Genomic DNA, 12,398 nt, shown 5'->3' on the forward strand with positions numbered 1-12,398 from the left:
ACTGAGCCGGGCGGGTCAGGACGGCGGCGGCTGCCACTGCGCGGCGGTGGCGGCCACACTGCCCATCAGCCGAGGGCTGATCGTGCCGAGCGTGGCGTCCCGGGCCCGCAGCGCCAGCCGGCCCCGCGCCGACAGCACCGCCGCCATCCGCCGGGTCTGGCGCACCATCGCCACCGCCCGGGGCCGGCGCAACCGGCTGTACGACTCGACCGCCGCGACCAGCGCCGGCCCCGGCACGGTGTCCCGGACCAGGGCGCACAGCGTCGCCGCGTCCTCGAACGCCAGGCACGCGCCCTGCCCGAGATGATGCGGCATCGCGTGCGCCGCGTCACCGAGCAGCACCACACCGCCCGGCCCGGCCGGGAACCCGTACGCCGGGGGCAGCGGCCGCAGCTCGCGGACCTCCTGCTGGACCAGGTCGGCCGGCTCGGTGGCGGCGAGCAGCTCGCCCACCGGGGCCGGCCAGCCGGCGAACCAGCGGCGCAGCAGGGTCAGCTGGGTCGCCGGCGGCTCCGGGCGGGAGGCCCCGGCGGCGGTCGCCACCCAGTAGATGCCGCCCCGGCTGGAGCCGCCGGCCGAGCCCCGTTCACCCAGCGACGCCGAGACGAACCGGTAGCCGGCGCCGAGTATCTCGCCGCCGACCTGGCCGGCGGTCAGCTGCGGTGCCCGGTACCAGGGGATCACCGCCCGCCAGGCCGAGCACCCGGAGCTGACCACCGAACTGCCCGGGGCCAGCGCCGGACGCAGCGCGCTGTGCACGCCGTCCGCCGCCACCACCAGATCGGCCTCGACAGCGCCTCGGCCGACGGTCACCGCCGGCCGGTCCGCCGCCGGCCGCAGACCCTTGACGGTCACCCCGGTACGGATCTCCGCCTGCTCACCGAGACCGGCGATCAACGCGTCGTGCAGATCCTCCCGGTGCACCACCACCGGGGCGCGGTCCTCCGGCTGCGGCCGGGGCTGCACCAGCCACTGCCCGTCGGGACGGCGTACCCCGGTGTGCGACACCGGGGTGGCGATCGCCTCCAGCCCGGCGCCGAGGCCCAACGCCCGCAACGCGCGCACGCCGTTGGGCCAGAGCACCAGGGCGGTGCCGTCGGACCGGACCCGGTCCTCGCGTTCCAGCAGGGTGACCCGCCAACCAGTGCGGGCCAGGGCACCGGCGACCGCCAGACCGCCGATGCCCGCCCCCACCACGACCGCAGTACGCATCCCGCCCCCCTTTCCCCCGGTCGGTCGGCGCCCGCCGACCGGCGGTCAGCTTCCGGTCTTGCCGGTGCCGGCACCGGTCTCGGCGTCGGCGTCGGCACCGGTGTCGGTGGTGCTGCTGCTGCCAGTGTCGGTCTCGGCGGTGGCCTCGTCCGGCAGCTCGCCGGTGCTCTCGTACCGGCGGAACTGCTCCTCGGTGACCACCCGGTAGCCGGCGGCCAACTCGGCGGTGGGTGTCTTGCCCGAGACGTCGATCTGGGACACCCCACCGGTTGCCCCGGACCCGGCCGCTCCGCTTTCGGTCGGCTCGGCGGTGCCCGACCCGGCGTCGGTCGAACCGCCGGCGGCCGGGGTCGACGCGCCCACAGGTGGCAGCGGCCGACCCTCGGCGTCCAACGGGACGAGGAACTGTTGCGGGCCGCGTACCCGGACGAGATAGACCAGCGCGGCCAGGAAGACCACCGCCGAGGTCCACACGTTCAGCCGGACACCGAGGATCTCGTTGGCCTCGTCGGTACGCATCATCTCGATCCAGAACCGCCCGGCGGTGTAGCCCGCCACGTACACCGCGAAGGCCCGACCGGCACCGAGCTTCCAACGGCGTTCGGCGAGCAGCACCAGCGCGGCGACACCGACGTTCCAGATCGCCTCGTACAGGAACGTCGGATGGTAGAGCCCCGGCTCCAGCACCGGGTTGCCCTCCGGGTCGCGCAGCGCCTGACCGGGGTTGCTGCGGTCCATCTGGTGCACCTGCAGGCCCCACGGCAACGTGGTCGGGCCGCCGTACAGCTCGTTGTTGAACCAGTTGCCGAACCGGCCGACGGCCTGGGCGAGCGGCAGGCCGGGAGCGAGCGCGTCGGCGATCACGCTGAGCGGGATGCCCAGCTGCCGGCCGGCCAGCCAGGCGCCGACCGCGCCACCGGCGACGGCGCCCCAGATACCGAGACCGCCCTCCCAGATGTAGAGCGCCGCGATCGGGTTGCCGTTGGCGCCGAAGTACGCCTGCGGTGAGGAGACGACGTGATAGAGCCGGGCACCGAGGATGCCGAACGGCACCGCCCAGATGGCGATGTCCAGCACCGCCCACGGGCGGACCCCGCGTTGGCGAAGCCGGTACTCGGTGACCGCGCTGGCCACCACGATGCCGAGGACTATGCAGAGCGCGTACGCCCGGATGGGAATCGGACCAAGTTGCCAGACAGCGGTGGCCGGGCTGGGGATCGCGGCGAGTGTCACGGGTGCACACGCTACCGTCGTGACCCGCGAACCAGGGACCCCCGGTCAGCCAGCGTCAGGCGTGTCGCCGGCCAACCCGGTCACGGTGCCCTACTTCACCAGGTCACCGCACCCTGCTTCACCGGCTCACAGCGCGAACGCCGGCGGCGAGTTCGCCGCTGAGCGAACGCAGTGCGGCCAGCCCGGCGGGCAGGTCGGTCGCGCCTAGCAGGCACCGGATCAACGCGCTGCCGACGATCACCCCGTCGGCGAACGAACCGACCTCGGCCGCCTGGGCACCGTTGCCCACCCCGAGGCCGACGCCGACCGGCAGGTCGGTGACCCCACGCAGCCGGCCGACCAGGGTCGGTGCCGCGCCCGAGGACTGCTCGCGGGCCCCGGTGACACCCATCAGCGCGGTGGCGTAGACGAAGCCCCGGCAGTGCCGCACGGTCATCGCCAGCCGGGCGTCGGTCGACGACGGCGAGACGAGGAAGGTCCGGTCCAGGCCGTACGCGTCCGAGGCGGCCAGCCACTCGTCCGCCTCGTCCGGGATCAGGTCCGGGGTGATCAGCCCGGTGCCGCCGGCGGCCGCCAGATCGCGGGCGAAGGCGTCGACGCCGTACCGCTCGATCGGATTCCAGTAGGTCATGGTGACCACCGGCGCGCCGGTGGCGGCGACCGCCTCGATGATCCGCAGCGCGTCGGCGGTGCGGACCCCGCCGGCCAGGGCGATGTCGCTGGCCCGCTGGATCACCGGGCCGTCCATCACCGGGTCGGAGTAGGGCAGCTCGACCTCGATGACGTCGACCCCGGCGTCGACCATCGCCCGCATCGCGACGATGCTGTCGTCGACGCTGGGGAAGCCGGCCGGCATGCAGCCGACCAGCACGGCGCGGCCCTCGGCCCGGGCCTTGTCGAACGCCACCGAGATGCTCATCGGTCCTGCCCGTCGAGGATGCCGAAGTACGCGCCGGCGGTGTGCACGTCCTTGTCGCCGCGGCCGGAGAGGTTGACCACGATGGTCGGCTCGCGGCCCAGCTCGGCGGTGAGCTCCGGAATGATCCGCAGGGTACCGGCGAGCGCGTGTGCGCTCTCGATCGCCGGGATGATCCCCTCGGTGCGGCAGAGCAGCTGGAACGCCGCCATCGCCTCGGCGTCGGTGACCGGCTGGTAGCGGGCCCGGCCGGCGTCGTGCAGCCAGGCGTGCTCCGGCCCGACCGCCGGGTAGTCCAGCCCGGCCGAGATCGAGTGCGAGTCCAGGGTCTGCCCGTCGGCGTCCTGCAGCAGGTAGGTGCGGGCCCCGTGCAGCACCCCGGACGCCCCGCCGGTGATGCTGGCCGCGTGCCGGCCGGTGGCCACCCCGTCGCCGCCGGCCTCGAAGCCGTACAGCCGGACCTGATCGTCGCTGACGAAGGCGTGGAAGATGCCGATGGCGTTGGAGCCGCCGCCGACGCAGGCGGTGACCGCGTCCGGTAGCCCGCCGAGGATGTCCAGGCACTGCTGACGGGCCTCGTCGCCGATACCGCGCACGAAGTCGCGGACCATCGCCGGGAACGGGTGCGGGCCGGCGGCGGTGCCGATCAGGTAGTGGGTGTGGTCGACGCTGGCCACCCAGTCGCGCAGCGCCTCGTTGAGCGCGTCCTTGAGGGTGCGCGACCCGGTGGTCACCGGCACCACGGTGGCACCGAGCATCCGCATCCGGGCCACGTTGAGCGCCTGCCGTTCGGTGTCCACCTCGCCCATGTAGACCACGCATTCGAGGTCCAGCAGTGCGGCGGCGGTGGCGCTGGCCACCCCGTGCTGACCGGCGCCGGTCTCGGCGATGATCCGGGGCTTGCCCATCCGCCGGGTCAGCAACGCCTGGCCGAGCACGTTGCGCACCTTGTGCGCGCCGGTGTGGTTGAGGTCCTCCCGTTTGAGTAGCACCGTCGCGCCGACCTGCGCGGACAGCCGCTCGGCCCGGTAGAGCAGCGACGGGGTGCCGGCGTAGTCGCGCAGCAGCCGGTCGACCTCGGCCCGGAAGCCGTCGTCGGCCATCGCCTGCCGGTACGCGACGTCCAGCTGGTCGAGGGCGGCGATCAGTGCCTCCGGGACGAAGCGTCCGCCGTAGCGGCCGAAGTGGCCGGTGTCGTCGGGCAGCGCGGCGGGCCGCGCACCGGTGCCGGGCGCGTCGACGCCGGTGGCGTTCGGGGCGCTCATCGGACCGGCCTCGGCGTCGCCGGGTGGTTGCCGGCGTTGACCAGCTCGGCGACCGCGTCCCGAGGGCTCTTCTGGGTCACCAGGCCTTCGCCGACCAGGACCGCGTCGGCGCCGGCCGACGCGTACCGGATCAGGTCGTGCGGCCCGCGCACCCCCGACTCGGCGATCTTGACGACGCTGTTCGGCAGCCCCGGCGCGATCCGCTCGAACACCGACCGGTCCACTTCCAGGGTGCGCAGGTCACGGGCGTTGACCCCGATGACCTGGGCACCGGCTTCGAGGGCCCGGTCGGCCTCCTCCTCGGTGTGCACCTCGACCAGCGCGGTCATGCCCAGCGACTCGATCCGCTCCAGCAGACCGACCAGCACGTTCTGCTCCAGCGCGACCACCATCAACAGGACCAGGTCGGCGCCGTAGGCGCGGGCCTCGTGCACCTGGTAGCTGGAGACGATGAAGTCCTTGCGCAGCACCGGCACCTCGACGGCGGCCCGTACGGCGGTGAGGTCGTCCAGTGAGCCGCCGAACCACCGCTGCTCGGTCAGCACGCTGATGCAGCGGGCACCACCGGCGGCGTACTCCGAGGCAAGATCGGCCGGATCCGGGATGTCGGCCAGCGCGCCCTTCGACGGCGAGGCCCGTTTGACCTCGGCGATCACCCCGACCCCGGGCTTGCGCAGCGCCGCGCAGGCGTCGATCGGCGGTGGCGCGGCGGCGGCGAGCTCACGGATCCGGCTCAGCGAGACCAGCCCTTCGCGGCGTTGAACCTCGGCCCGGACGCCGGCGATGATCTCGTCGAGCACTCCGAGCGCTGGCGCCGACGGTCCGGCGCTGTCCTCCTGGTCAGCAGTCACCAACGGACTCCCCTCTCCGGGTGTCATGCGCCCGATGCTAGGTGGCGGCGCAGGTGAGCCGGAGTCGGGGGTATGGCGCGCCTCACCATCTGGGCTGGGGCATAATGCCCAACTTTTGTGAGAAGAGCATCACCCACCGTGCCAACGGCCACCCGCGGGCCGGGCCACCCGGGCAGCACCGGACCCCATCGACGCTGATCATATCGTGTCGACGGTGCCGGCTCCGCTGTGGTGCAGATCAACACCGGCGGTACGGGTGCCACCCGCCCCGTTGGGCGACAGTTGACCTGCAGGTCACCGCCGTGAAACAGCCTCCGGTCAGCATGGGGTTCGGGCAGACTGGTCGGCGGTAGCCGCCGGCCGCGCAACCACCTGGGGGACGCCATGAGCACCGCACCACGGGACGCCACCGTCGACCTGATCGCCATCCCCCGGGCCGTGGTCTCGCTGGCCGCTGAGGTCGTGCACACCATGGAACGCGCCGTGATCGGCGATCACCGGGTACGTACCGCCAAGGGCAATGCCTGGGAGGCGATCTGCGCCGACCGGGCCCGTGCCCACCAGCGGGACGAGATCCGCCGGCTGGTGGCCACGCTCGCCGCCGCCCGGTCCGTCGAGGTATCCGACGCCGCTGATGAGCCAACCGCCATCGCTGAAGCCGCCACCGTCACCGGTCGGCGCCCGGGTCGTCGTCGGTCGGGTCCTCGCCCCGGTCCAGAGCGTTCCACGCGTCCAGCGTCGACCGGTTAGACCGGTCGCCACCGGGCCGGCTCCGCTCGTACCTGTTCCGCTCGTACCGGGCGCCCATCGCCGGCCAGTGCCGGGAGCGCAGCGCGGTGACCGTCCCACCGGCGGCGAGCAGCACCGCACCGATCACCGTCAACGCCGGCCACTGCGGGGCCGACACGGTGCTGTCCGTCGTCGGACCGGCCGGACCGGCGCCAGCGAGCAGCACCGTCAGCCCGCCGGCCGCCATCGCCACGCCGAGGGCCGCGAGCAGCGCGCCGACCAGCCGCCGGGCCAGCCCTCGGGTGGCCAGCACCGTGCCGGTGCCGGCCAGTCCGACCAGAGCGACCGCCGGCAGCCACGGCAGCACGTCGGCACCGGTGTGGGCCACCTCGACGGCCGGCAGCGGCGCTGGGCGCCCGGTCACGGCGACCGCCCAGTCTCGCCCGGCGGCGTACAGCACCAGGCCGGCCCCGGCCAGGCAGGTTACGGCCGCGCCGGCCAGCGCCCGTCCCGGCGCGGCGGACCGGCCCGGGCCGGTCACCGGGCCGGACGCAGCGTCTCGGCGGCGGCGATCGCGACCAGCACCGCCGCCGCCTTGCTCTGCGTCTCCCGTTCCTCGGCGGCCGGATCCGAGTCCGCCACGATCCCCGCGCCGGCCTGCACGTAGGCGCGGCCCCGGCGGATCAGCGCGGTCCGGATCGCGATCGCCATGTCCAGATCGCCGCCGAACCCGAAGTAGCCGACGGTGCCGCCGTACAGGCCACGGCGGGTCGGCTCCAGCTCCTCGATGATCTCCATCGCCCGGACCTTCGGCGCACCCGACAGGGTGCCGGCCGGGAAGGTGGCCGCCAGCGCGTCGAACGCGGTCCGGTCCTCGCGCAGCTCGCCCACCACCGTCGACACGATGTGCATCACGTGGCTGTACCGCTCGACGGTGGCGAATTCGGGCACCTCGACGGTGCCCGGCCGGCACACCCGGCCGAGGTCGTTACGGCCCAGGTCGACCAGCATCACATGCTCGGCCCGTTCCTTCGGGTCGTTGAGCAGCTCGGTGGCGAGGGCGGCGTCGGCCTGCGGGGTGGCCCCCCGCCGCCGGGTGCCGGCGATCGGGTGCAGCATCGCCCGCCGGGTGCCGCCGGCGGTGACGGTGACCTTGAGGTGCGCCTCCGGTGACGAACCCACCACGTCGAAGTCGTCGAACCGCAGCAGGTACATGTACGGGCTGGGGTTGGTCGCCCGCAGCACCCGGTAGACGTCCAGCGGGTCGGCGGAGGTGTCCCGCTCGAACCGCTGGGCCAGCACGATCTGGAAGCATTCGCCGGCCCGGATCGCCTCCTTGGCCTCCTCGACCGCCTTGGGGTACGCGCCCGGGGCGGTCCGGCTGCGGGCCGCCGGCCCGGGCGCACCGGGCGCGTCCACCGTCGACACCATCGGCGGGTTGGGCCGGGACAGCGCGGTGGTCATCGCGTCGAGCCGGCCGATCGCGTGGTGGTAGGCGGCCGCCGCGGTGACCGGGTCGGCCGCCGCCGGCAGGACCGCGTTGGCGACCAGGATCGCCGTACCGTCGAAGTGGTCGAGCACCACCAGGTCGGTGGCGAGCAGCAACCCGAACTCGGGTAGCCCGAGATCGTCCTCGGTGTGCTCGGGAATCCGCTCCAACCGGCGGACGAAGTCGTAGCTGAGGTAGCCGACCAGGCCGCCGGTCAGCGGCGGCGGGCCGCCGCCGACGGGGTCGGTGTCCGGGGCCGGCCCGGTCAACGCGGCGACGGTCGCCCGCAGCACCTCGACCGGGTCGCCTCCGGTGGGCACCCCATCGGGCGGGTCACCGAGCCAGTGCGCACCGCCACCGGACTCGGTCAGCGTCGCCGCGCTGCGTACCCCGATGAACGAGTAGCGCGACCAGGCGGTGCCGGCCGACCCGGCGCCCTGTTCGGCGGACTCCAGCAGGAAGGTGCCGGGTCCGCCGGCGAGCTTGCGGTACACCCCGACCGGGGTCTCGCCATCGGCCAGCAGCCGCCGGGTCACCGGCACCACCCGCCGCTGCCGGGCCAGGGTCTGAAAGGTCGGCTCGTCCGGGCTGACCGTACCGGTGATCATCGATCCTCCTGGGGGTCGGCGATGGTGCCGGTCACCGGCAGCTCGTCGAAGAAACAGTTCCCGGCCCCGGTGTGGCAGGCGGCACCGACCTGCTCGACCGTGACCAGCACCGTGTCGCCGTCGCAGTCGAGCCGCACCGACCGCACGTACTGGTGGTGCCCGGACGTGGCGCCCTTGACCCAGTATTCCTGCCGGCTGCGCGACCAGTAGGTGGCCCGGCCGGTGGTGAGGGTGCGGTGCAGCGCCTCGTCGTCCATCCACGCCATCATCAGCACCTCGCCGCTGCCGTGCCGCTGCACGACGGCGGCGACCAGGCCGTCGGCGGTGCGGCGCAGCCGGGCGGCGATCGCCGGGTCGAGGGCGGACGCGCGCGCGGGGTCGCCGTCGACGCGCCGCAGCCGGGTGGTCGCGGGGTCGGCGCGCGGTTCATCTGGTACGGACACAGTGCCCGATTGTTCCGTACGGCCGAACCGGGATGCGGCGGCCTCCGGCATGTGGTGTCGTGAGCCCGACAGCGGTCGGCCGGAATCGACGGTTCGGGGGCTGTGCCGGTACGGCATCCGGAGTACCTTGGCTGTGCGCCGCCACGGTCCAGGTCTGCGGGCACATCCACTGCTCGGCGGACCCCGGCCCCGGTGCCCGTCGCTCGCACCTTCCGCTCAGGTTCCGCACCTGGGCCGGTGGTCTGTGTCCGCCGGGCCTGTCGGCCGTGGCCGGCGCAGCGAGTCGGCGCACCACCCCAGCACCACGCCCGTGCGGACGGCTCCGGTCACACCGGGACCGGGTCGCCCCCGCCGAAGCGGACGGAGGATCAGCAATGCAGCCCACCCCCACCCCTGCACACGCCGGGCCGGTGAAGCCGGAGGAGACCGGCGCAGGTTCGGGTCCCGTGCACGGCACCCCGGTGCCGACGCCCCGACCCGCCTTCGACGACAACCCGATCAACGAGGCGACGACGGAGATCCCGATGATCGTGCCGAAGCCGGCCGACCGCAACGGTCCGAGCCCGTTGCCGCCGATCGCCACGCAGCTGCTCGGCGGCGGCGCGGACGTCCCCAGCGCCCCCGAGCAGCAGCAGTCGGCTCAGCAGGACCCGGCTGAGTCCGCGGCGGCGCCAGCCGGGGCGGAGGGAGACCCCGACGGCCCAGCTGGCGACTCGGCCGACGGCCAGACGGACGACGGTCCGACGTCCGGGCAACGGGCAGAGACCGACGCCGAACCGGACGGAGCGGGTTCCGGGCCGGCCGAGCAGGACGCCGCCGCCGGCCAGGAGGGGAACGGCGACGGGGATCCGACCGCCGGCCCGGACGGGGACGGCGCGCCAGCCGACGACCGGGACGACCCCGATGCCCCGGCGGACGAGGCGGACGGGCCGACGGCAGCGCAGGCCGACCCGGATGATGACAAGCAGCCGGGCCCGACAGCAGTCGAGTCGGACGACAGCCCGGCGGACGACGAGGAGACCGTCACCGCGCACGGCGACGCCGGCGATCTGTTCTACGCCGCAGACGACGGCTTCGACGAGGACGACGACGAGGAGTTCGACGACGAAGACGACGAAGACGAAGATCCGGACGACGACGAGGACGACGAGGAGCAGGCTGCCATGCTGACCACAGTCGAGGAGCCGACCGGGCCGGCGGCCGCGCACGACGAGGAGCCGGCGGTGACCCGGCCGGCCCGGCCGGGCGACGTGACGCTGCCGCCGATCACCATCTGGACCGAGGACGCCGCCGACGAGTTGCGCGACGAGTGGCACGAGATCAAGGCCCGGTTCGTCGACGAGCCGGAGGTCGCCCTGGCGCAGGCTCAGTCGCTGGTCGGGCACACCGTCCGTACGCTGGCCGAGCGGCTGCTCGCCGAGCAGGTCGAGCTCGACCCGCACCGGCACAGCGAGACGCCGGACACCGAGTCGATGCGGATGGCGTTGCGGCAGTACCGGGAGTTCCTGGACCGGCTGCTGGCGATCTGACCCCCTGCGGTCGGTGCGGGACGGGGCCGGGCCGCCCGTCCCGCACCGGCCGCAGGTTCGACGTCTGCGTACGACCGTGGCGGTCGGCGTTACGGCGTGGCGGTCGGCCGCATCTCCTTGCGGTACGCGTCGATCTTGTAGTCCAGGACGGCAAGGTCCTCCCGCAGTTCGTCGATTCGGGCAAGCACCCGGGCGCGGTGCTGCTCGAACAGGGCGACGCGGTCCGGCAGTGTCCCGTCGCCCTGCCTGGCGAGTTCCGCGTACCGGCGCATGTCCCGCACCGGCATGCCGGTGCGCCGCAGCCGGGTCAGCAGTATCAACCAGCCGATGTCGTTGTCGGTGTAGCGGCGACGGCCGGCGGAGTCCCGGCCGACCGGCTCGACCAGACCTTCCTGCTCGTACCAGCGCAGTGTGTGCGCGGTGAGCCCGACCCGCCCGGCGGCCTCGCTGACAGTCACCGTGGGTTCCATTGGCGATTCCACGCGGTCCAGGATCGCAGCCGCCCAGCATCGGCGGCTACCACCTGATGGCCGCCACCTGTGGACCTTCCGAGGCAATTCAACTATCGTTGATTTCGACAGCTGATGAATTTCTCCGGAGGCAGCCATGGACCCCGTCGTCGAGGTCACCGACCTCGTGGTCGACCGCGGCCGACGCCGCGTGCTGCACGGCATCTCGTGCACCGTTGGCAGCGGCAGCGTCACCGGCCTGCTGGGGCCGAGCGGCAGCGGCAAGACGACCCTGATGCGGGCGGTCGTCGGGGTGCAGACGGTCCGCTCCGGGCAGGTACGCGTCCTCGGACGGCCCGCCGGGGCCCCCGCGTTACGGCGTACCGTCGGCTGTCTGACCCAGGCGCCGAGCGTCTACTCCGACCTCACCGTCGCGGAGAACGCCCGGTATTTTGCCGCGCTGTACGGCCTGCCCCGGGCCGACGCCGATCAGGCCGTCACGGACGTCGGGCTCGCCGCCGCTGCCGGGCAGCTCGTCGGGAACCTGTCCGGCGGCCAACGCAGCCGCGCCTCGCTGGCCTGCGCGCTGCTCGGCCGCCCGGAACTGGTCGTGCTCGACGAGCCGACCGTCGGCCAGGACCCGGTGCTGCGGGCCGAGCTGTGGGCCCGGTTCCACGCCCTCGCCGCCGCCGGCACCACCCTGCTGGTCTCCAGCCACGTGATGGACGAGGCCGGCCGGTGCGACCGGCTGCTGCTGATCCGCGACGGTCGGCTGGTCGCCGACGACGCCCCGGCGGCGATCCGCGCCGCCGCCGGCACCGACGACCTGGACGAGGCCTTCCTGCGGCTGATCCGCGACCGTCAGACGACCGACCCGAGCCGAGGAGCAGACCGGTGAACCCGCAGATTCTGGCCGCCACGGTCGGCCGCGTGCTGCGCCAGCTGCGCCACGACCGGCGCACCGTCGCGCTGCTGGTCGTCGTACCGGCGCTGCTGTTGACCCTGCTCTACTACATGTACGGCGACCAGCCCGCCACCGGCGGGCAGCCGGCGCTGTTCGACCGGGTCGCGCTGATCATGCTCGGCGTGTTCCCGTTCGTGATCATGTTCCTGGTGACCAGCATCGCGATGCTGCGCGAACGCACCAGCGGCACCCTGGAACGGCTGCTCACCACCCCGCTGGGCAAGCTGGATCTGCTGTTCGGCTACGGCGTCGCGTTCGGGCTCGCGGCGGCGGTGCAGGCCACCGTGGCCAGCACTGTGGCGTACTGGCTGTTCGACCTGTCCACCGCCGGCAGCCCGGCGCTGGTGATCGCGATCGCGGTGCTCGACGCGCTGCTCGGGGTGGCGCTCGGCCTGCTGTGCAGCGCCTTCGCCCGCACCGAGTTCCAGGCCGTACAGTTCATGCCGGTGGTGGTGATCCCACAGCTGCTGCTCTGCGGCCTGTTCGTCGCCCGCGACGAGATGGCCGGCTGGCTGGAGGCGGTCAGCAACGTCCTGCCGCTGTCCTACGCCGTGTCGGCGTTGACCGAGGTCGGGGCGCATCCGGAGCCGACCGCGACGCTCTGGCGTGACCTGGCCGTGGTCGCCGGGGCGGTGGTGGCCGCGTTGGTGCTCGCCGCCGCGACGCTGCGCCGCCGCAGCGGCTGAACCCGACGCGACAGGAAGCGGTAC

The 12,398-nt window shown here is 73.7% G+C and carries 12 protein-coding genes and 1 pseudogene; 4 read left to right on the forward strand and 9 right to left on the reverse strand.

Annotated elements, in window-relative coordinates; translation table 11 throughout:
• Positions 1-15 precede the first annotated feature (15 nt).
• The 5 genes from ACFHWT_RS21280 to trpC form a co-directional block, all read right to left on the reverse strand.
• Complete coding sequence (locus tag ACFHWT_RS21280; protein ID WP_416596425.1) at positions 16-1,212, reverse strand: FAD-dependent oxidoreductase; 1,197 nt, start codon at positions 1,210-1,212, stop codon at positions 16-18.
• A 45-nt stretch (positions 1,213-1,257) separates the two neighbouring features.
• Positions 1,258-2,445, reverse strand: coding sequence for a prolipoprotein diacylglyceryl transferase (gene lgt / locus ACFHWT_RS21285; RefSeq protein WP_416596426.1), 1,188 nt, complete (start codon positions 2,443-2,445; stop codon positions 1,258-1,260).
• A gap of 118 nt (positions 2,446-2,563) precedes the next feature.
• Positions 2,564-3,364, reverse strand: a complete 801-nt coding sequence (gene trpA / locus ACFHWT_RS21290) for a tryptophan synthase subunit alpha (protein ID WP_416596427.1) — start codon at positions 3,362-3,364, stop codon at positions 2,564-2,566.
• Positions 3,361-4,626 carry a tryptophan synthase subunit beta gene (gene trpB / locus ACFHWT_RS21295; RefSeq protein WP_416596428.1) on the reverse strand — a complete coding sequence of 422 codons (1,266 nt, stop codon included), beginning with the start codon at positions 4,624-4,626 and terminating at the stop codon, positions 3,361-3,363. The genes trpA and trpB overlap by 4 nt, the downstream gene beginning before the upstream one ends.
• Entirely contained in the window at positions 4,623-5,426 is an 804-nt protein-coding gene (gene trpC, locus ACFHWT_RS21300; RefSeq protein ID WP_416596463.1) for an indole-3-glycerol phosphate synthase TrpC, read from the reverse strand. Before trpC ends, trpB begins: the two co-directional genes overlap by 4 nt.
• A 435-nt stretch (positions 5,427-5,861) precedes the next feature.
• Between trpC and ACFHWT_RS21305 the strand changes: the two are divergent.
• Positions 5,862-6,089 (forward strand): annotated as a pseudogene (locus tag ACFHWT_RS21305) (hypothetical protein); the annotation flags it as partial.
• Positions 6,090-6,144: 55 nt separating this feature from the next.
• Here the strand turns inward: ACFHWT_RS21305 and ACFHWT_RS21310 are convergent.
• From ACFHWT_RS21310 to hisI, 3 genes are read right to left on the reverse strand one after another with little or no spacing between them, the layout of a single operon-like run.
• Complete coding sequence (locus ACFHWT_RS21310) at positions 6,145-6,747, reverse strand: Trp biosynthesis-associated membrane protein (protein ID WP_416596429.1); 603 nt, start codon at positions 6,745-6,747, stop codon at positions 6,145-6,147.
• Positions 6,744-8,303 (reverse strand): anthranilate synthase component I, encoded by a 1,560-nt coding sequence (locus ACFHWT_RS21315; RefSeq protein WP_416596430.1) that lies wholly within the window; start codon positions 8,301-8,303, stop codon positions 6,744-6,746. Before ACFHWT_RS21315 ends, ACFHWT_RS21310 begins: the two co-directional genes overlap by 4 nt.
• On the reverse strand, positions 8,300-8,746 hold the full coding sequence (gene hisI / locus ACFHWT_RS21320; protein ID WP_416596431.1) for a phosphoribosyl-AMP cyclohydrolase: 447 nt from the start codon (positions 8,744-8,746) through the stop codon (positions 8,300-8,302). The genes ACFHWT_RS21315 and hisI overlap by 4 nt, the downstream gene beginning before the upstream one ends.
• Positions 8,747-9,120: 374 nt before the next feature.
• On the opposite strand from hisI, the gene ACFHWT_RS21325 reads away from it, so the two are divergent.
• Positions 9,121-10,275, forward strand: a complete 1,155-nt coding sequence (locus ACFHWT_RS21325) for a hypothetical protein (protein ID WP_416596432.1) — start codon at positions 9,121-9,123, stop codon at positions 10,273-10,275.
• Positions 10,276-10,364: 89 nt separating this feature from the next.
• On the opposite strand, the gene ACFHWT_RS21330 is transcribed toward ACFHWT_RS21325, so the two are convergent.
• The gene (locus tag ACFHWT_RS21330; RefSeq protein ID WP_416596433.1) at positions 10,365-10,733 is read right to left on the reverse strand and encodes a MerR family transcriptional regulator; all 369 of its coding nucleotides are present in this window, start codon (positions 10,731-10,733) and stop codon (positions 10,365-10,367) included.
• Positions 10,734-10,881: 148 nt separating this feature from the next.
• Between ACFHWT_RS21330 and ACFHWT_RS21335 the strand changes: the two genes are divergently transcribed.
• A complete protein-coding gene (locus ACFHWT_RS21335) occupies positions 10,882-11,622 on the forward strand; it encodes an ABC transporter ATP-binding protein (protein WP_416596434.1) in 741 nt (246 codons plus the stop codon).
• A complete protein-coding gene (locus tag ACFHWT_RS21340; protein WP_416596435.1) occupies positions 11,619-12,374 on the forward strand; it encodes an ABC transporter permease in 756 nt (251 codons plus the stop codon). Before ACFHWT_RS21335 ends, ACFHWT_RS21340 begins: the two co-directional genes overlap by 4 nt.
• Positions 12,375-12,398 lie beyond the last annotated feature (24 nt).

Source organism: Micromonospora sp. LOL_021, assembly GCF_048060215.1.
Taxonomy (GTDB): Bacteria; Actinomycetota; Actinomycetes; order Mycobacteriales; family Micromonosporaceae; genus Micromonospora_E.

Coding starts and splice junctions, on each gene's coding strand:
- ACFHWT_RS21280 (WP_416596425.1), bottom strand. CDS start 1,212: ATGCGTACTGCGGTCGTGGTGGGGGCGGGCATCGGCGGTCTGGCGGTC.
- trpA (WP_416596427.1), bottom strand. CDS start 3,364: ATGAGCATCTCGGTGGCGTTCGACAAGGCCCGGGCCGAGGGCCGCGCC.
- trpB (WP_416596428.1), bottom strand. CDS start 4,626: ATGAGCGCCCCGAACGCCACCGGCGTCGACGCGCCCGGCACCGGTGCG.
- ACFHWT_RS21315 (WP_416596430.1), bottom strand. CDS start 8,303: ATGATCACCGGTACGGTCAGCCCGGACGAGCCGACCTTTCAGACCCTG.
- ACFHWT_RS21325 (WP_416596432.1), top strand. CDS start 9,121: ATGCAGCCCACCCCCACCCCTGCACACGCCGGGCCGGTGAAGCCGGAG.
- ACFHWT_RS21335 (WP_416596434.1), top strand. CDS start 10,882: ATGGACCCCGTCGTCGAGGTCACCGACCTCGTGGTCGACCGCGGCCGA.